Here is an 18,868-nt window from a genome sequence, read left to right as displayed (position 1 = left end):
AACGGAACGACGCCAATGAAACATAATCCTCCCGATCCAACGAGCCTTTTGAGGGCTGTCAGCCTCCTATTCCGGGGGGAGTTCGCTGAGCCGCCGCTCCAGGAAACGCCGCTCCGGCTCCTGCCGGGCAAGGGCGAGGGCGCGCTGATACGAAGCCCGGGCCGCCGCGACCTGTCCCAGGCGCCGGCAAAGGTCGGCTCGAGCCGCGTGGGCGAGGTGGTAGTCGGCGAGTTCACCGTCGGCGAGCAGCGCGTCGATCAGCGACAGCCCCGCGGCCGGACCGTCGCGCTTCGCGATCGCAACCGCGCGATTGAGGGCGACGACCGGCGACGGCGCCACATCGGCGAGCAAGTCGTAGAGGCCGACGACCTCCCCCCAGTCCGTGTCCTCGGCGGTCGGCGCGTCACCGTGAACCGCGGCGATTGCCGCCTGCAAGGCGTAGGGGTCGGCGCGGCGTGACGCCAGCGCCGCCACCACAAGTCGCCGCCCCTCGGCGATCTGGCCCTGGTTCCACCTTGAGCGGTCCTGATCGGCGAGCAGGACCAACTCGCCCTCCGGCGACGTCCGTGCCGCGCGGCGTGAATCACTCAGAAGCATCAGGGCCAGGAGGCCTTCTGTCTCGGCATCCGGCAGCAGGTCGACGAGCAGTCGGCCGAGACGGATGGCCTCGGCCGAAAGGTCGGCACGGGTCAGGGTCGTGCCGGACGAGGCCGAATAGCCCTCGTTGAACACCAGATAGATCGCCTTGAGGACGATCGCCAGACGTTCCGCCAGTTCGTCCGGACCCGGAACGGCATAGGGAATGCGCGCCTCGCGGATCCGCGCCTTGGCCCTGACGATCCGCTGGGCGATGGTCGGGGGGCGGGTGAGGAAGGCATGGGCGATTGCTTCGGTCGTCAGCCCGCAAACCTCGCGCAGGGTCAGGGCTATCTGCGCGTCGCCGGGCAGTGATGGATGGCAGCAGGTGAAGATTAGCCGAAGCTGGTCGTCGGCGATGGTCTGGTCGGTCTCGGGCATGGCATCGCTCGCCTCGGCTTCGATCCTCGCCGCAAGCTCGGGTGCCACCGCATCAAAGCGCGCCCGGCGGCGCAGACGGTCGATCGCGCGGAAGCGCCCTGCCGAGACCAGCCAGGCGCGCGGATTGGCGGGCAGACCGTCGCGCGGCCAACGCTCCGCGGCCGCCATGAAGGCGTCGTGCAGCGCCTCCTCCGCCAGTTCGAACCCGCCGAGCAGCCGGATGAGCGTCGCAAGGACACGCCGCGATTCGGCGCGGTAGATGGCTTCGATCTCAGTTGGCGCCACATCTCCCACGACCGGATGGCCTCAACCCGGGCCGGAGGTCGCCGCTTGCCCGGCCCGCTCGTCGATCAGGTCGCGGACCGGGCGGAGTTCGACGGTGCCGAGCCGGGCCGACGGGATGCGCCCGGCGATCTCGATCGCCTCTTCGGGCGTCGCCGCCTCGATCACAAAGAAACCGCCGATCTGCTCCTTGGTCTCGGCGAACGGGCCGTCGGTCGCCGAGATACGACCGTTGCGCATCCTCACGAGCTTCGCCGTTTCGGGGCCCTGCATCGCCTCCGCGGTCACCCACTGCCCCCTCTCGCGAAGGGTATCGTCATAGACGAGGTGCTCGTCGACCAGGGCCTCGGCCTCCTGCTTCGACAAGGCATCGAAGGCGTCGCTGTCACCGTAGATCAGGCAAACGTAGCGCATCGATCCACCCTCCTCTCACGCCGGTCGCGTTCCTAGGGCTGCGGGACGTCATAGATCGGCCTGACCTCCACGGCGCCGCGCCGCGCCAGCGGAATCCCCCCGGCGAGCTGGATCGCCTGGTTGAGGTCATCGGCCTCGATCAGGATGAAGCCGCCCAGCGCCTCCTTGGTCTCGGCATAAGGGCCGTCGGTGGTCGACACCTTGCCGCCCTCTATCCGAACTGTCACGGCGGAGTCCGGCCCCTGCAGCGCCTGGGCAGCAATGAAATGGCCGCGGCGCTCCAGTTCGCGGTCGTAGGCAAGCGAGTCGCGGTCGATCGTCTTCTTGTCCTCCGCCGACATGGCGTCGAGTTGCTTGCCGTCGAAATAGAGCAGGCAGAGATATTTCATCGGGTTTCCTCCGCTTGGCCACCAGGGCCGGCCACATGACTAGTCGTCCCGGCCAAGCGCAATTCGACACAGACGAGAAATTTGTTTCGGCGCTGTCGAATCTGCCGCTGCCCCGTCGACAACTGCCAGAAGACGCCCGCCGGACAACGCCGGCAAGGCGTGCCGTGCAGGAGCATTTCCGCCATGAACGACATTTACGGACTCGCCATCGCCCTTCTGCTGGACCGTCGCCCGGTCGAAACGACCGCACGCGACGGACATCTCGGTCAATATGATCATGCGGGCGCGACGCCCCTCCCGTCCCGCGTCTCTCCCGTCTGGAACGGGTTCGGCCGCTGGCTCCACCGACGGGCAGCATCGATCCGGGTTGCCGTCACCGGCCGGGGACTAGCCCGGCGGGCCCACCGCAACGCTCTGGCTCAGCATCTCGGCGAGGCGATAGGGCACGTCCGGCCAGGCGAAGAGCAGCACTGTGATCGCCGCTGTGACGACCAGCGGCAGGACCATCGGCCACGGCGCCTCGGAAAGCGTCACCCTGCCCTCGCCAGTCCTGCGGTAGGCACGATAGACGATCGGCAGGAAGTAGCTGGCGTTCAGCATCGTTGAAATCACGATGACGCCGACGGCGAACCACTGGCCGATGGCGACCGCCGCCATGAGGATGAACCACTTGCCGAGGAATCCCGCCGTAGGCGGTACCCCGATCATCGACAGCGCACCGACGGTGAAAGCCGCCATCGTCCAGGGCTGCTTGCCGCCGATGCCGTCCATCTCGCTGATGTTGTCGACATGGGTGCCGGTGTGCAGCGAGCCGGCGGAGAAGAAGAGCGTGATCTTCGACACCGCATGGGCGGCGATATGCATGGCCGCGCCGACGATGGCCAGCGGCGTGAACAGGGCCGCGCCCAGAACGACATAGGAAAGCTGGCTGACCGTCGAATAGGCCAGCCGCCGCTTGAGGTTGTCCTGGCGCAGCGCAATGGCCGAGGCGACGACGATGGTGATCCCCGCGACATAGACCAGCCAGTCGCCGGTGCCGGCTTCCGCCAGCGTCTCGATGCCGAAGGTGTAGACAGTGACCTTGAGGATGGTGAAGACGCCCGCCTTGACCACCGCCACGGCGTGCAGCAGCGCCGAGACCGGGGTCGGCGCGACCATCGCCGCCGGCAGCCAGAAATGCAGCGGCATGACCGCCGCCTTAGCGGTGCCAAAGACGTAGAGTCCGAGCATCAGGCCGAGGGCCGTGTTGCTCACCACGCCGCCGAGAATCCCGCCCGGCCGGAAGTCGAGGGTTTCGGCGGCGACCCAGGTCCAGCCCAGCGCCGGCAGCAGCAGGATCGTCGATGCGCCGAGCAGCATCAGCAGATAGAGGCGGCCGGCGTTGCGCGCTTCCTCGGTGCCGCGATGGGTGACCAGCGGATAGGTCGAGATCGTCAGCACTTCGTAGAACAGGAAGAGCGTGAACAGGTTACCGGCGAGCGCGACCCCCATCGTCCCGGCAAGGGCGATGGCGAAGCAGACATAGAAGAGCGTCTGGCGGTGTGCCTTCTCGGCCCGCATGTAGCCGATCGAATAGACCGAATTGGCGATCCACAGCCCGGAGGCGATCAGCGCGAAGAGCATGCCGAGCGGCTCGACGCTGAAAGCGATCTTCAGCCCCGGCACCACCGTCCAGACATCGAGCTCCGGCCGGCCACCGGCCAGGACGACCGGCAGCAGCATCAGGACGACGGCAAACAGAGCCACCGCGCCGATCAGCGTTACCGCCTCGCGAACATTCGGCCGCCCGGCGAAGAGCGGCAGGAGGACTGCGACGACGGTCGGGATGACCAGCGCAAGGAGAATGAGGGTGGCGGGAGTCATCGCACCCCCTGCAGCAGCGCGACCGCGGCGCGTTCGGCCATGCCGGCGGTCAGCTCGGTATCGATGCCGAAATAGACGGTGGCGGCGGCGAGGATGCAGATCGGGACAAGCATCTCGAGTGGCGGCTCCCCGGCCCTCGCCACCTCGCCGGCCGGCTCGCGGAACCAGACGCATTCGAAGAAGCGGCCGACATAGATCACCGTCAGCATCGACGACAGGACGATCAGCAGGCCGAGCCACCACCAGCCGACCTCGATGGCGGCGACGATCAGATACCACTTGGAGACGAAGCCGGCCGTGCCGGGAACGCCGACCAGGCTGAGGCAGGCGATGACGACGGCGCTCATGGTGATCGGCATCCGTCGCCCGACGCCGGCGATATCGTCGAACTCGATCTTGCCGACCCGGTAGAAGACGGCGCCGAGCCCCATGAAGATCGCCGCCTTGATCATCGCGTGATTGACGAGATGGACGAGGCCTCCGGTCAAACCGGTGACGGTGGCGAGCGACAGGCCGAGGGTGATGTAGCCGACCTGCCCGACGGACGAATAGGCGAACATCCGCTTCACGTCGGACTGGAAGATGGCGACGGTGGAGGCGCCAAAGATCGCCGCGACCGAAAGCACGACAAGGATCTCCGTCACCGGCAGGTCGGCAAAGACGAAGCCGGCGCCGAAGACCGAGAAGACGAAGCGGGCGAAAAGATAGATCGCCACCTTCGTCGCCGTCGCCGCCAAGAAGACCGTGGCGACCGACGGCGCGTAGGCGTAGGCGTTGGGCAGCCAGACATGCAGCGGGAACAGCGCCAGCTTGAGGCTGATGCCGACGACGATGAAAGCCAGCGCGACCAGCACCGGCCGGGTCGATTCGACGTCTCCGATGCGCTCGGCGATCAGGCCGAGATTCAGGGTGCCGGTCATGGTGTAGATCAGCCCGACACCGATCACGTAGAAGCTCGCGCCAATGGTGCCCATGATCAGATACTGGTAGGCCGCCACCAGCGCCCGGCGATCGCGCCCCATGGCGATCAGCGCGTAACTCGACAGCGACGAGACCTCGAGGAAAACGAAGGCGTTGAAGGCGTCGCCGGTGATCGCGATGCCGAGGAGACCGGCAAGCGATATCAGGTACATCGAGTAGAACCAGGCAACGCGATCGTCCGGCACCTCGCTGAGCACGCTGAGCCGCGCGAAAGGCGCGATGACCGCGGCGACCGAGGAGACGAGGAGGAGGACCAGGGCGTTGACGACGTCGACCCGGTATTCGATGCCGACCGAAGGATCCCAGCCGCCGAGGTGATAGGAGATTACCCCGCCGTCGAGGACCTGGACGAGCAGCATCGCGGCGATCACCGGCGTCGCGAAACTGACGACGACCGTGATCAGCCAGGCCGGTCCGGGCCGGCGAACCAGTGCCGCCAGCACCGCCCCGAGAAGCGGCACCACGACCTGGAGAGCGGGCAGGTGCTCGCTCATGCGCGATCGTCATCCTGCTTGAAGATCTCGTCCTCCTCGATCGTCCCGTAGGCCTCGTTGATGCGCACCACCAGCGCCAGGCCAAGGGCCAGCGTGGCGACGCCGACGACGATGGCGGTGAGGATGAGAACGTGGGGCAGCGGATGCGAGTAGACGGTGAAATCCGGATCGAGGATCGGCGCCGTCCCGCCGAGTATCTTTCCCGCCGAAAGATAGAGCAGGTAGACCGACGTCTGGAACAGCGACAGCCCGACCAGCTTCTTCACCATGTTGCCGCGGGCGATGACGATGTAGAGCCCGGACACCATCAGGAACACGGTGATCCACTGGTTGTAGTGGCTGACCAGCCGTCCGGCGAGATCGACGAACTCGTTCATCGGCGCCCCCGGCCGGCGAAGGCGTAGAAGATCGCCACCATGGTCGAGCTGACGGTGATGAACACACCGGCCTCGACCAGAAACACGCCCCACTCCTGACCATGCACCTGATCATAAGCGAGGTTGGAATAGTCGAGATAATTCAGGCCGGTCAGCCAGCCAACGACGCCGACACCGGCAAAAATCAGGACGCCGAGCGGCACCATCGCCTCGACGAGGGCGGCCGAGACGATCCGCTTCGCCGCGTTCAATCCGTAGATCAGCGCGTAGAGGATGATCGTCGCCGCGGCGATGACACCCGCCTGAAAACCGCCGCCGGCGCTGTAGTCGCCGTGAAACTGCACATAGAGGGCGAAGACCATCATGAATGGCAGGATGAACTTGGTGACGACCCGCAGGATGACGTCGAGGCGCATGGTCTGCCCCTAGTCCTTGCGGCCGGCGCCGGGAGGCGTCGCGCGCTTCAGCAGCATCAGGATGGCGATGCCGGCGGTGAAGATGACGACCGTCTCGCCCAGCGTGTCGAAGCCGCGATAGCTGGCCAGGACCGAGGAGACGACATTGACGATGCCGGTCTCGGGAAGGGATCGGTTGATGTAGTCCGGTCCGGCGAGTTGCACCGGCGTGTCGGCCGCGCCGAAGGGCGGCGTCCCGGTGACGCCGAAGATCAGGATCGCGGCGGTGCCGACCGCCACGAACAGCGGCAGCGCCACCGAATGGATCGGCCGCGCCTCGTCGGTCTTGGTCAGGTAGAGCGTGCCGAGCAGCAGCACGGTGCCGACGCCTGCGCCGACCGACGCCTCGGTCAGCGCCACGTCCGGCGCGTCGAGAACCAGCATGACGCTCGCCATCAGGAAGCTGTAGATGCCGGTCAGCACTGCGACGGCAAACAGGTTGCGCACCCGGACGATGCCGAGGGTCGTCGCGGCCAGCAGCGTCAGCAGGACAAAGTTGATCAGGGCCTCGATGACGCGCCCTCCTCTTCCGCTTCGTCGATCTCGATCGGCTTGCCGGAGCGGTCGACCGGTTTGACATTGGCGTGCAGCGCCGCCCGGGCGACGGCGTGTGTCGCCGCCGGGCCGGTGAGCATGATGAACAGGACGAGGAAGATCAGCTTGACGCTGACCAGCGAGAAGCCGGCAAACAGCACCAGGCCGAGCAGTACCAGCGGCACGCCCAGCGTGTCGGCGACCGAGGCCGCGTGGATGCGGGTGAAGACGTCGGGCATGCGAACGATGCCAAGCGCGCCGATCATCATGAAGATGCCGCCGAGGACGACGGCAACCCCGCCGATCCAGGTCAGGATCTCGGTGCCGCTCACAACGCCTCTCCTTCTTCCTCGGCGTCATAGCCAAGGGCGCCGTAGCGGAAGAACTTGAGGACGGCGAACACGCCGACGATATTGAGGAGCGCGTAGGTGATGGCGATGTCGAGGAAGGCCGGTCTGCCGGTCAGGAAGCCGAGCAGCGCCAGGATGACGATCGCCGTATTGCCGATCGAGTTGGCGGCGACCAGCCGGTCGAAGACCGTCGGCCCCTTCAGGGCGCGCACCAGCATCAGCGCCAGCGCAACGAGAACCGCGATCATCCCGGCCGCCAGCATCAGCCCCGCCCCTCGAAGGCGGTGACCCGGCGATCCATGTCGCCGCTTTCCACCCCGGCAGCCGTCGCATCGGTCAGCGCATGGACGACCAGGTAGCGGGTGTTCCGCTTGTCGCGTTCGGCCTCGACGGTGATCGTGCCCGGCGTCAGGGTGATCGAATTGGCATAGGTGACGACGCCCACCGCGGTCTTCTGGGTCGGCCACACGGTCAGCACCCGCGGCGAGATCGGCAGGGATGGCGTCAGGATGATCCGGGCGACCCCGAGGGCCGAGACCACGATCTCCTTCACCAGCCACGGCCAGTACATGAGGCCGGGCAGGATCAATTCGGCCGGGTGCCCTTCCTCGTCACTGTATCCGAACTTGCGGCCGACAAGGGCGACGAGGATCGCGGTCAGCGCGCCGGCGCCCAACAGAAACAGGTCGGTGTGCCCCGAAAGCAGCAACCAGAATACGAACAATGAAATGGCGAGGCTGACGAGCCGCATGGTCCCCTTTGGCCGATCCTTGGCAATCGGTCGAATCCGATAGAGTAATGGCCCATGAATGGAGAGGCGATCAAGCCAAACCGGCGGCTCGGCTGGTCCTCACGAGGATTTGTCGTTGAGGAAGCGGCCCCGGCACATCATATAGCGGTGGCCCGGCTCGCTTCCATCCCGGGCCCTCTTCTTCTCCAGACAGCGGGGATTCGGTCATGACGTCGCGGACAGCACCCGAGAAAATCGTCAAATCCGACGCCGAGTGGCGCAAGGAGCTGACGCCGGAACAGTATCATGTCACCCGGCAGGGCGGCACCGAGCGGCCGTTTACCGGTCCGTTCCTCAACGAAAAGCGGGCGGGCGTCTACACATGCGTCTCCTGCGGGGCGCCGCTCTTCCGCTCCGACGCCAAGTTCGAATCCGGCTCCGGCTGGCCGAGCTTCACCCAGCCATTGGACGAGGGAATGGTCGAAGAGATCACCGATCGATCGCATGGCATGGTAAGAACGGAAGTGCGCTGCGCCGCCTGCGAGGCCCATCTCGGTCACGTCTTCCCGGACGGGCCGGGCCCGAATGGCCTGCGCTACTGCATGAACGGCTGCGCCCTGGATCTGGAACCCGATGACGACAAGACTTCGTGACGAGACGATCGACGACCACCGCGGCGGCGGCGCGAAAGCGCGGCCACCGGTGGCGCGGAAAGAGCCGGTAACCTCGACTATCCACGGGGTCGAGCGCACCGACGACTACGCCTGGCTGCGCGCCGACAACTGGCAGCAGGTGATGCGCGACCCGACCGTGCTGCCGCCGGATATCCGCGCCTATCTCGAAGCCGAGAACGCCTATACCGACGTGGCCCTGGCCGACACTGTCGACCTGCGCGAACGGCTCTTCGCCGAGATGCGGGCGCGGATCAAGGAGGACGACTCGTCGGTCCCCTCCCCGGACGGCCCATATGCCTATGGCGTCCGCTACACCCATGGCGACGAGCACCCGCAACTGGTGCGCACGGACCGCGACGGCGGCAACGAGCAGGTGCTGCTCGACGCCAACGCGCTCGCCGAGGGCAAGGCCTATTTCCATCTCGGCGGCACCGCCCACAGCCCCGATCACAAGCTGCTCGCCTATGCCGCGGACGAAATGGGGTCGGAATATTACGACATCCGGATCCGCGACCTGACCACCGGCAAGGATCTCGACGATTTCATTCCGGCGACCACCGGCGCGCCGGTCTGGTCGGCCGACGGGCGGACGCTGTTCTATGTCTGGGTCGACGAGAACCACCGGCCGGCGAAGGTCTTCCGTCATGAGGTCGGCAGCCAGTCCGAAGACGTGCTGGTCCATGCAGACACCAACCCGGCCTATTTCCTCGGCTGCGGCAAGACCCAGTCGGATCGCTACATCCTCATCGAAAGCCACGATCACGAGACTTCGGAATCCTGGATTCTCGACGCCAACGACCCGACCGGAACGCCGCGGCTGATAGCCGACCGACTGCCGGCGGAAAAGTACTCGATCGAGCATTCCGGCGACCTCTTCTACATCCTGACCAATGGCGGCGACGCCGAGGACTACCGGATCGTCACCGCGCCGGTAGCGACGCCCGACCGCGCCCACTGGAAGGATCTCGTCCCCCACCGCCTTGGCCGGTTGATCCTCGACATCACCGCCTACAAGGATTTCCTCGTCCGTCTCGAGCGCGAAGGCGGCCTGCCGCGCATCGTCGTCCGCCATATCGCCAGCGGCGAGGAACGGCCGATCGAATTCGACGAGGAGGCCTATTCGCTCGGCATGGCCGGCGGCCTCGAATTCGACACGACGACCATGCGCTTCAGCTATTCGTCGATGACGACTCCGGCGCGGGTCTACGACTACGACATGGCCGACCGAACCCGCGTGCTGAGGAAAGAGACGGAAGTTCCCTCCGGCCACGATCCGGCCGACTACGTCACGCGCCGGGTCTTCGCCACGGCGCCGGACGGCGAAGAGGTGCCGGTCTCGCTGCTGTATCGCCGCGATACGCCGATAGACGGCACCGCGCCCTGCCTCATCTATGGCTATGGCGCCTATGGCATGACCATCCCCGCCTCCTTCTCGACGACCCGCCTGTCGCTGGTCGATCGCGGCTTCGTCTACGCCATCGCCCATATTCGCGGCGGCAAGGACAAGGGCTTCCACTGGTATGCGGACGGTCGTCGCGAGAAGAAGGTCAACACCTTCACCGATTTCATCGCTTCCGCCCGCCATCTGGTCGACGAGGGCTTTGCCGCCCGCGACAAGGTCGTCGGCTGGGGCGGTTCGGCCGGCGGCCTGCTGATCGGCGCCGTCGCCAACATGGCGCCGGACGCATTCGCCGGCCTGATCGCCGAGGTGCCCTTCGTCGATACGCTCGACACCATGCTCGACGACACGCTGCCGCTGACCCCGCCAGAATGGCCGGAATGGGGAAATCCGATCACCAGCGAGGCCGACTTCCGGACGATCGCCGCCTATTCGCCCTACGACAATGTCGGTGCGCATGATTACCCGGCGATCCTCGCGCTCGCCGGCCTGACCGACCCGCGCGTCACCTACTGGGAGCCGGCGAAGTGGGTCGCCAAGCTCCGCGCGACGGGGACCAGCGGTCGCCTCCTCCTCCTCAAGACCAACATGGACGCAGGGCATGGCGGCGCAGCCGGCCGGTTCGACCGGCTGCACGAGACGGCGCTGGCGACAGCCTTCGCCCTCAAGGTGGCGGGGAAGGCCTGATCGCAGCGTCGCCTCCGCTGTCACGGATCATTCGCGGAAAAGGTGCAGTTTGATTTCGACACCGCCATCGCCAATGATGTCGGTCCAACCCGGTGGAGGATCCTCACATGTCGCTTCTCGACCTCGCGAAACAGTCCCAGGGCGGCCACGGACTGGAACAGCTCGGACAGCAATTCGGCATTGACGAGAAGACCACCCGCTCGCTTGCCGAACAGCTTGCCCCGACGATCGCCAGCGGCGCGAAGCAGAAGGCCAGGGCCGAAGGCGGCCTCGGCACCCTTCTCGGCCAGCTGATGGGTGAGCAGGAAGTCAGCTACTACGAGGAACCGGCCAAGGCGGCGTCCCCGGAAGCGCGGGCCAAGGGCGAGCAGTTCCTTGAGAGCCTGTTCGGCTCGGCCGAAGCGCCGCGCCAGATCGCCAGTGCCGCGGCGGAACGCACCGGCGCCTCGCCGGACCTCGTTGCGCAATTCCTGCCGGCGCTTGCCGCGATGCTCCAGGGCGCGATGCAGAAGCAGGCGCCGGATGATCAGGTCAAGGGCGCGATGGGCGCCATCGGCGGTGCGGACAAGGCCGGCGCCGGAATCGGCGACCTGCTCGGCGCTCTTCAGGGCGGCGGCGGCGCAGGCGGCCTGGGCGGCATGCTCGGTGGTCTGCTTGGTGGCGGCGGCGCACAGCCCCAGGCATCCGGCGGCCTCGACAGCCTCCTCCAGATGCTCGATTCCGACGGCGACGGATCGCCGCTCAACGACATTGTCAATAAGTTCACCTAGCCGACGCGGCCTTGCCGGTGATCGCTAGAGCAGCGGGCTGATCAGCCGCGCGGCGTTTTCGGTGAATCGCTCGGTCGTCGCCCGGTCGGCCCAGTCGCCGGGAAGCAGCGGATCGCTGGCTTCGATATACGTCGCCTGCAGGGCGCGCAGCTCGGTCGAAAAGGCCGGGTCGTAGACGAACAGCACGTCCTCGTAGTTCAGCCAGATGCTGCGCATGTCGATATTGGCGGTGCCGAACATCGCCATCTTGCTGTCTGCCACGATCGACTTGGTGTGCAGCAGGCCATCCCGGTAGAGGTGGATCGCCACGCCGGCATCGAGCAGATCCTCGAAATAGGAGCGGCTGGCGTAGCGGGTGAGGATCGAGTCGACGCGCTCCGGCACGATGATCGAGACCGCGACGCCGCGACCGGCTGCGCCGCGCAGGGCGCGCAACAGCGACGCGTCGGGAACCAGGTAGGGCGTCGTCACCACCAGTTCCTCGCGGGCGGCGGCGATCAGGGCCAGCATCATCTGCAGGAGCCCGTCGACGCTCTGCCCCGGTCCGCTCGGAATTGCCTGCATGTCGGTGGTGCCGCGCGCCGGGTTGAGGCGCAGGCCGGCGCTCTTGACGAGGTCGGCGATCGGCTCGTTCGTCTCGAGGCGCCAGTCGCCGATGGCGATGGCGGCGAGCGGTCCGACGATAGGCCCCTCGACCCGGACCATGGCATCGACCCACTCGCCGACCCCTGCATCCGCCTTGAAGAATCGGGGATCGACGAGATTCATGCTGCCGGTCCAGGCGATCTCGCCGTCGATGACGACGATCTTGCGGTGGAGGCGAAGGTCGGTTCGACCGACGAAGCTGCGGAACAGCCCCACCGGCAGCGCCGGCCGCACCTCGACGCCGGCGGCGCGAAGCCGGGCCGGCTGATCGCCTTTCCACCATGGCCGGGCGCCGATCGCATCGACGAGGACCCGGCAGGAAACGCCCCGTCCGGCGGCCATGATCAGCGCTTCGAGGACCGTATCCGCCGCCCCGCCCTCGGCCCAGATGTAGAATTCCATCAGGACGCTGGTCTTGGCCGCGTCGATCTCGCTTGCCAGCGTCGCCAGGACCTCGGCGGTATCCGATTTCAACTGAAAGGCGCTGCCGCCGACCGCGTGGCTGCCGACGAGGTTGCCGCCAAGGGTGTCGAGTTGCTTGGCGGCCGGGCTGTGGCTGAGCCAGTCGACATCGGTGATGCCCTGCTCCCTCGCCGTATCGAACAGCCGCCGGTAGTCCTGCTGGAGCGCCTTGATCTCGCGCTCGCGCCGCGGATCGATGCGGCGTTCGCCGATCAGCAGGTAAACGAGGGCGCCGCCATAGGGCACGACGGCGACCAGCAGCATCCAGGCAAGCGCCACCCCCGCTTCCGGCCGCTTCATGATGACGCGAATGCCGATGCCGATAACCAGAAGCCAATGGACCGAGACGCTGAGGGAAATGAAATCCATGCGCCCTGCTTAGCAGGACGATGCCGGCTGGCGCTACGGGCCAGCCGGCAATCGTTGTCAGGCGGTGGCGGTCGCCCGGCGGCGCGCATCGACGGCCTCGGCCAGCGTCTCGAGAACGGCGACGGTCGAATCCCAGCCGATGCAGCCATCGGTGATGCTCTGGCCGTAGGCGAGCGGCTGGCCCTTGACCAGATCCTGGCGGCCGGCAACCAGATGGCTCTCGACCATCACGCCGCTGATGCGCCCGTCGCCGGCAGCGACCTGCCGGGCGACATCAGCAATGACCAGCGGCTGATTCTCCGGCTTCTTCGAGCTGTTGGCGTGGCTGGCGTCGATCATCACCGTCGGCCGCAGGCCCGACTTCTCGAGAACCGCGCAGGCGTCGTCGACGCTGGCCGCGTCGTAGTTGGTCGTCTTACCGCCACGCAGGATGATGTGGCAGTCCTCGTTGCCCGTCGTCGCGGCGATCGCCGAGTGACCGGTCTTGGTGACCGCGAGGAAATGGTGGGGGCTCGCCGCCGATTTCACCGCGTCGGCAGCGATCTTCACATCGCCGCTGGTGCCGTTCTTGAAGCCGACCGGGCACGAGGTTCCCGACGCCAGTTCGCGGTGAACCTGGCTCTCGGTCGTGCGCGCCCCGATCGCCGCCCAGGACACCAGGTCGGCGAGATATTGCGGGGTGGTCATGTCGAGGAACTCGCATCCGGCCGGCAGGCCGAGCGCGTTGACCTTCAGCAACAGGCCGCGCGCCATGCGCAGCCCCTTGTCGATGGCGAAGCTGCCATCGAGGTCGGGATCGTTGATCAACCCCTTCCAGCCAACGGTCGTGCGAGGCTTCTCGAAATAGACCCGCATGACGATTTCGAGCGTGTCGCCGAATTTCTCGCGAAGCGGCGCTAGCCGGCCGGCATAGTCCTCGGCCGCCCGCGTGTCATGGACCGAACACGGGCCGATCACCACGACGAGGCGGTCGTCCTTGCCGTGCAGGATGTCGTGGATAGACCGTCGCGCCCCGGCGACGGTTCGGGTGGCGACGGCGTCGCGCGGGAGTTCGGCGATGACGTCCGCCGGCGTACTCAATTCCTTGATCTCGCGAATGCGGAGATCGTCGGTGTCTTCTGCGATGGTGGTCAACATGGTCTCGGCTCCTTGGCGTTTTATCCACCGGGCCGGCGACCATAAAAAAAGCCGCCGGGGGGTCCTGGCGGCTGTCGGGAAAATTCTGGTTTCAATCTGTCAGATCGAACGAACCCCTGCCTCCGCCTGTGGCTGCGGATAGCTAAACCAGAAATAATAGGTGGCGGCGGCGTGGTTCATGGCCGGGGTCTTAGTCGACAATCCCCGGCTTGTCACGTGCGAAATCCCTAGAGCCAGCATTCGACCTGGCGCAGCCGCGGGTCGTCCGGGTCGGGACGCGCCGAAAAACCGAGGGATTCCATCAGTTCCAGCATCGGCCGGTTGTCGGCGAGGATTTCGCCTTCGATGGCGCGCAGCCCCTGACCGCGGGCGGCCTCCATCAGCCCCTTCATCAGTGCCGAGCCGATGCCATGCTTCTGCCACGCGTCGCCGACGACGATGGCGAATTCGCACGTCTTGCCGTCGGGGTTGATGGTGTAGCGGGCAACGCCGATCTCCTTTTCCCGGCCCGCCTCGCGGACCAGGGCGATCAGCGCCATCTCGCGGCTATAGTCGATCTGGGTGAAGCGGACGAGCATCTCCGGCGACAATTCGTTGAGGGTCTGCATGAAGCGGAAATGCTTCGCCTCCGCCGACAGGCTGCGGACGAATTCCTGTTCGATCTCCGCGTCTTCCGGCCGGATTGGCCGGATCACCAGTTCCTCGCCATCCGGCAGGAAACTGCGCCGGACGAGATCGGCGGGATAGGGATGGATCGCCATATGGGCATAGGGGACGGGGGTCGTCCGTGGCCGGCGCACCTTGATGCGGACATCGATGGCGATGGCGCCTTCCGCATCGACGAAAAGCGGGTTGATGTCCATCTCGTCGATATGAGGGAGTTCGCAGACCATGTCGGAAATCCCCAGGAGCACGTCCTCGACCACCGCCTTGTCGAGCGCCGGCATGTTGCGGAACGGCCCGAGAAGCCTGGAAATCCGCGTCCGATCGATCAGCCGGCCGGCCAGAACGCGGTTCAACGGCGGGAGGGCGACGGCATTGTCGTGGAGGAGTTCGGTCATTGTGCCGCCGGCGCCGAAGGAGACGACGGGGCCGAAGACCTGGTCGTTCTTGACGCCGACGAGGAAGGAGCGGGAGTCGCCGCCGGAGACCATCGGTTCGATCGTCACGCCGCGGATTTCCGCTTCGGGCCGCGCGGCTTTGACGTTTTCCATCAATGTGTTGAAGGCCACACGCACGTCCGCCGCCGAGGTGATATTGGTGCGCACGCCGCCGACATCGGACTTGTGGGAGATATCGGGGGAGCTGATCTTCATGGCGATCGGGAAGCCCATCGTCTCGGCGACGACAAGCGCCTGGGTGGCGTCGGTTGCCTCGCGAGTCGGGTTGCAGCGGATGTGAAACGCGCTGAGGACGGCCTTTGATTCAACGTCGGACAGCATCGTACGGCCTTGGGACAGCACCGATTCAATGATCAACCGCGCGCCCTCGACATCCGGCGCCCGACGGTCCTCGGACAGCGGTCCCGGGGTCTGGAGAAGCAGCCGCTGGTTGAGCCGGAACCGGGCCAGATAGGAAAACGCCTCGACCGCCCTTTCCGGCGTGGTGAAATCGGGGATGCCGTTTTCGGACAGGAGCGTGCGGGCCTCGGAGACGCTCTGCTCGCCCATGAAGCAGGCCAGCACCGGCTTGGAATGACTGGTGGCGGTAGCGGCGATGATCGCCTCGGCGGCGGCCTTCGGCTCGGTCATCGCCTGCGGGGTCAGCATCGCCAGCACGCCGTCGACATTGCGGTCGGCAAGGCAGGCGGTCACCGCCGTGCCGTAGACCTCCGGCCGGGCATCGCCGAGGATGTCGACCGGGTTGGCGTGCGACCAGTAGGGCGGCAGCACTTCATCGAGCCCCGCCACCGTCGCCGGGGCGAGATCGGCGAGTTCGACGCCGAGGTCGCCGGCCCGGTCGGCGGCGAGCACGCCGGCGCCGCCGCCATTGGTGACGATGGCCAGGCGGTTGCCGGTGGCGCGACGACGATCGGCGAGCATCTCGGCGGCGGCGAAGAGCTGGCCGAAGGTCATCGCCCGGACGACGCCGGCGCGTTCCAGCGCGGCGTCGAAGACGTCGTCCGATCCAATCAGCGCGCCGGTATGGGTGCTGGCGGCCTTTGAGCCGCGGTCATGGCGCCCGGCCTTGAGGACGATCACCGGTTTCGACCGGGCGGCGATCCGCAAGCCGCTCATGAAGGCGCGGGCGTCCTTCACCCCTTCGACGTAAAGCAGGATCGAGTCCGACAGCGGATCGCCGGCGAGATAATCGAGGATGTCGCCGAAGTCGGTGTCGACGGCATTGCCGAGCGAAACCACGGTCGAGAAGCCGATGTGATGGGGCGCGGCAAAATCGGCGATCGCGGTGCAGAGGGCGCCGGACTGCGATACCAGCGCCAGTCGCCCAGGCGGCGGCGCGGCGTCGAGAAAGGTTGCGTTCAGCCCGATCGACGGCCGCATCACGCCGAGGCAGTTGGGCCCGATGTAGCGCACGTCGGCGCGACGCGCCGCGTCCTGGAGCCGGGTCTCGAGCGCCCGCCCCGCCTCCCCGATCTCGCCGAAGCCGGCCGACAGCACGACGGCGCTGGCGATGCGCTTCTCGCCGCATTCGCCGATGATGTCCGGCGCGACGCGCGCCGGGGTGGCGATGACGGCGAGATCGACGCTCCCGTCGACCTCGGTGAGGGACGGATAGCACTTGCGATCGCCAACTTGCGCATGCTTTGGATTGACCGGAATCACCTCGCCGGCAAAGCCGTCCGACACCAGGTTGCGGAACACCCGCCCGCCGACGCTGCCGGGGTCGTCGCTGGCGCCCACCACCGCGACTGCCTGCGGGTTGAAGATCGAGTCCAGCCGATGCGGTCCCATTCGTCTCTCCGTCGCCACGGTCCGTTACGCCCCCGCTTATCGCACGTCAGGCGCTACGGAATTGATACAGATCGGATCGCGACCGGTTAGGCTGGCAGGGTCGCGAAAAAGTCCAGCGACGCGCAACAGAGACGAAAGCACGATCGGAGGCGACAACCCCATGTATGGCCAGATATTCTTCGGAAGCCTGCTGCTGGCTTTCTGCGCCGTCGTCTACATCGTCTGCCTGACCGTCACCGCCGTGTCTCTCGAAAGGCTTTTCGGCCACCACAAGCCGCCGTATGCCTTCAAGCACGCGACCCTGTTGCTGGGTGCAATCGTCGTGGCAATCGTCTTCGGCCACACGATCGTCGTGTGGCTCTGGTCGAGTGTCTTTCTCCTGTCGGGCGCGCTGCCGAACATGGAGGAGTCGGTCTATTTCACCCTCGTCACCTACACGACGCTGGGCTATGGCGACCTCACCCTCGATGAAAGCTTCCGGGTCTTCGGCACGATGGCGGCGATCACCGGCCTGCTGAATTTCGGATTGAGCACCGCGTTCCTGGCGGCAATCGTCCTCAAGATCCTTCCCGGACTCAAGGCGCAATAGGCCATCGCACGACGTCGCCGCGCGCGAAATCAGTCCGCCAGAGCGAGGCAAACCGCGGCTTCCTGTGCCCGGCGCAGTGCCGGGAACATGTCCTCGCCCATCTGGGCGTTGACGGAAAAGGTGATCGACGTCTGGCCATCGGCGGTCGCGGCGATCAACTGCGTGTAGCCGAGGATCGAACCGGTGTGACCGTAGACGTCGCCGCAGGCGGTGCGGTAGCGGAACAGACCGAGACCGACCGCGTTGTCGCCGGGACCGGGCGGACTGGACGCGGCGTCCTCGCGGAACGTGAATTGCGCATCGTGCTCGGCCGCCCCGAATAGCCGCCCGCCAACGTCGGCGCGAACGAAGCGGTTGAGATCGTGCGGCGTCGAGACGATGCCGCCTGACGCCCAGGCGAGGCTACCGAAGGCGATGAACTCGGTGACATCCTCGGGCGGGCTGCCCCCTTCGACGAGGTATCCATGCAGCACCGGGGTCGGCAGGGCGAGTTCCGTCCGCAGGCTGGTGCGCGTGAGGCCCAGCGGATCGAAGACGATGTCCTGCAGCACCGCCGGGTAGGTGTCGCCCGTCACCGCCTCGGCCATCAGCGCCACGACGAGATTGTCGGAGTTCGAATAGCGATAGTCCGAACCAGGGGCGAAATTGAGCGACTGGTCGGTGACGAAGTCCAGCAGTTCCCCGGGCGGCAGCGATTGTGCGGGATTGGCGCCGACCTGCTGCCCGAAACCGGGACTGGCCGTATAGTCGGGCAACCCACTGGTGTGGTTGAGAAGTTGCGCCAGCGTCACCGGGTGCCACGCGGCCGGCAGGTCCGGCAGGACATCGCCGATCGGCGAGTCCAGCGACAGCGCCCCCTCGGACACCAGCGCCAGCGCCACCGCGCCGGAGAAGGCCTTCGAGACGCTGGCGATGCGCATGTGGTCGTCAATGTCCGGCGGACTGCCCTCGCAGTTCCGCCAGTCGGCGTCCGTGCATCCGACCTCGGCGAGGCCGGCGGCATAGACCGCGCGGTCATCGCCGCGCTCGATGATGACGATCACGCCCGGCGGCCCATCGGGATTGCCGACCAGCGCCTCGAGTTCCGCAACAAGGCGGGCAGCGTTGGCCGATCCGAACGGTCGATCCTCCGCACGAACGCCGCCATCGCTGCCGATGCCTAGCCCGAGCGCGGCGAAGGCGAGGACAATCGTGCGAGCCAGCCAGACAGTCATGATCCTGTTCCCTCATCCAGCGCACCGAGAGTCCGAAAAGACAAAGGCACCCCGTGGCGCCACGTCATAGCGCGATTCACGCCCTTCGAAGGAACGAGGTCGCGACCGCCGCGACCGCGTCCTC

Annotated in this window: 19 protein-coding genes; 4 read left to right on the top strand and 15 right to left on the bottom strand. The window is 66.6% G+C overall.

Annotated features, from left to right (window positions below):
* Positions 1 to 66: 66 nt before the first annotated feature.
* From BLT60_RS11735 to BLT60_RS11685, 11 genes are all read right to left on the bottom strand, one after another.
* On the bottom strand, positions 67 to 1,302 hold the full coding sequence (locus tag BLT60_RS11735; protein WP_210185600.1) for an RNA polymerase sigma factor: 1,236 nt from the start codon (positions 1,300 to 1,302) through the stop codon (positions 67 to 69).
* Between the two features lie 21 nt (positions 1,303 to 1,323).
* Entirely contained in the window at positions 1,324 to 1,713 is a 390-nt protein-coding gene (locus tag BLT60_RS11730) for a YciI family protein (protein WP_090876623.1), read from the bottom strand.
* Between the two features lie 32 nt (positions 1,714 to 1,745).
* The gene (locus BLT60_RS11725) at positions 1,746 to 2,102 is read right to left on the bottom strand and encodes a YciI family protein (protein WP_090876622.1); all 357 of its coding nucleotides are present in this window, start codon (positions 2,100 to 2,102) and stop codon (positions 1,746 to 1,748) included.
* Positions 2,103 to 2,489: 387 nt separating this feature from the next.
* A complete protein-coding gene (locus BLT60_RS11720; RefSeq protein WP_090876621.1) occupies positions 2,490 to 3,965 on the bottom strand; it encodes a monovalent cation/H+ antiporter subunit D family protein in 1,476 nt (491 codons plus the stop codon).
* Complete coding sequence (locus BLT60_RS11715; protein ID WP_090876620.1) at positions 3,962 to 5,440, bottom strand: monovalent cation/H+ antiporter subunit D family protein; 1,479 nt, start codon at positions 5,438 to 5,440, stop codon at positions 3,962 to 3,964. Before BLT60_RS11715 ends, BLT60_RS11720 begins: the two co-directional genes overlap by 4 nt.
* The gene (locus tag BLT60_RS11710) at positions 5,437 to 5,817 is read right to left on the bottom strand and encodes a cation:proton antiporter subunit C (protein WP_090876619.1); all 381 of its coding nucleotides are present in this window, start codon (positions 5,815 to 5,817) and stop codon (positions 5,437 to 5,439) included. Before BLT60_RS11710 ends, BLT60_RS11715 begins: the two co-directional genes overlap by 4 nt.
* Positions 5,814 to 6,233, bottom strand: coding sequence for a Na(+)/H(+) antiporter subunit B (locus BLT60_RS11705; protein WP_090876618.1), 420 nt, complete (start codon positions 6,231 to 6,233; stop codon positions 5,814 to 5,816). Before BLT60_RS11705 ends, BLT60_RS11710 begins: the two co-directional genes overlap by 4 nt.
* Positions 6,234 to 6,242: 9 nt before the next feature.
* Entirely contained in the window at positions 6,243 to 6,749 is a 507-nt protein-coding gene (locus tag BLT60_RS11700) for a DUF4040 domain-containing protein (RefSeq protein WP_280138927.1), read from the bottom strand.
* A 23-nt stretch (positions 6,750 to 6,772) separates the two neighbouring features.
* The gene (gene mnhG / locus BLT60_RS11695) at positions 6,773 to 7,138 is read right to left on the bottom strand and encodes a monovalent cation/H(+) antiporter subunit G (RefSeq protein ID WP_210185599.1); all 366 of its coding nucleotides are present in this window, start codon (positions 7,136 to 7,138) and stop codon (positions 6,773 to 6,775) included.
* Positions 7,135 to 7,419: an MrpF/PhaF family protein gene (locus BLT60_RS11690; protein WP_090876617.1), complete on the bottom strand. Its 285-nt coding sequence runs from the start codon at positions 7,417 to 7,419 to the stop codon at positions 7,135 to 7,137. Before BLT60_RS11690 ends, mnhG begins: the two co-directional genes overlap by 4 nt.
* Positions 7,419 to 7,907, bottom strand: a complete 489-nt coding sequence (locus tag BLT60_RS11685) for a Na+/H+ antiporter subunit E (protein ID WP_090876616.1) — start codon at positions 7,905 to 7,907, stop codon at positions 7,419 to 7,421. Before BLT60_RS11685 ends, BLT60_RS11690 begins: the two co-directional genes overlap by 1 nt.
* A 206-nt stretch (positions 7,908 to 8,113) precedes the next feature.
* On the opposite strand from BLT60_RS11685, the gene msrB reads away from it, so the two are divergent.
* The 3 genes from msrB to BLT60_RS11670 all read left to right on the top strand — a co-directional run bounded on the left by msrB (position 8,114) and on the right by BLT60_RS11670 (position 11,416).
* Positions 8,114 to 8,539 (top strand): peptide-methionine (R)-S-oxide reductase MsrB, encoded by a 426-nt coding sequence (gene msrB / locus BLT60_RS11680; protein WP_090876615.1) that lies wholly within the window; start codon positions 8,114 to 8,116, stop codon positions 8,537 to 8,539.
* Positions 8,520 to 10,646 (top strand): S9 family peptidase, encoded by a 2,127-nt coding sequence (locus tag BLT60_RS11675; protein ID WP_090876614.1) that lies wholly within the window; start codon positions 8,520 to 8,522, stop codon positions 10,644 to 10,646. Before msrB ends, BLT60_RS11675 begins: the two co-directional genes overlap by 20 nt.
* Positions 10,647 to 10,753: 107 nt before the next feature.
* Positions 10,754 to 11,416 carry a DUF937 domain-containing protein gene (locus BLT60_RS11670; RefSeq protein ID WP_090876613.1) on the top strand — a complete coding sequence of 221 codons (663 nt, stop codon included), beginning with the start codon at positions 10,754 to 10,756 and terminating at the stop codon, positions 11,414 to 11,416.
* Positions 11,417 to 11,440: 24 nt separating this feature from the next.
* Here the strand turns inward: BLT60_RS11670 and cls are convergent, their stop codons facing one another.
* The 3 genes from cls to BLT60_RS11655 form a co-directional block, all read right to left on the bottom strand.
* Positions 11,441 to 12,892: a cardiolipin synthase gene (gene cls / locus BLT60_RS11665; protein ID WP_090876612.1), complete on the bottom strand. Its 1,452-nt coding sequence runs from the start codon at positions 12,890 to 12,892 to the stop codon at positions 11,441 to 11,443.
* 57 nt (positions 12,893 to 12,949) lie between these two features.
* Positions 12,950 to 14,029, bottom strand: coding sequence for a 3-deoxy-7-phosphoheptulonate synthase (locus tag BLT60_RS11660; protein ID WP_090876611.1), 1,080 nt, complete (start codon positions 14,027 to 14,029; stop codon positions 12,950 to 12,952).
* A gap of 227 nt (positions 14,030 to 14,256) precedes the next feature.
* Positions 14,257 to 16,941 carry a bifunctional acetate--CoA ligase family protein/GNAT family N-acetyltransferase gene (locus tag BLT60_RS11655; RefSeq protein ID WP_090876610.1) on the bottom strand — a complete coding sequence of 895 codons (2,685 nt, stop codon included), beginning with the start codon at positions 16,939 to 16,941 and terminating at the stop codon, positions 14,257 to 14,259.
* Positions 16,942 to 17,101: 160 nt separating this feature from the next.
* On the opposite strand from BLT60_RS11655, the gene BLT60_RS11650 reads away from it, so the two are divergent.
* Complete coding sequence (locus BLT60_RS11650) at positions 17,102 to 17,530, top strand: ion channel (protein WP_090876609.1); 429 nt, start codon at positions 17,102 to 17,104, stop codon at positions 17,528 to 17,530.
* 29 nt (positions 17,531 to 17,559) lie between these two features.
* Here the strand turns inward: BLT60_RS11650 and BLT60_RS11645 are convergent, their stop codons facing one another.
* On the bottom strand, positions 17,560 to 18,744 hold the full coding sequence (locus BLT60_RS11645; protein WP_090876608.1) for a serine hydrolase domain-containing protein: 1,185 nt from the start codon (positions 18,742 to 18,744) through the stop codon (positions 17,560 to 17,562).
* Positions 18,745 to 18,868 lie beyond the last annotated feature (124 nt).

Source organism: Bauldia litoralis (assembly GCF_900104485.1).
GTDB classification, from domain to species: Bacteria; Pseudomonadota; Alphaproteobacteria; order Rhizobiales; family Kaistiaceae; genus Bauldia; species Bauldia litoralis.
Note: the sequence above shows the minus strand (reverse complement) of the source record. Positions and strands in the feature narration are given on the sequence as shown.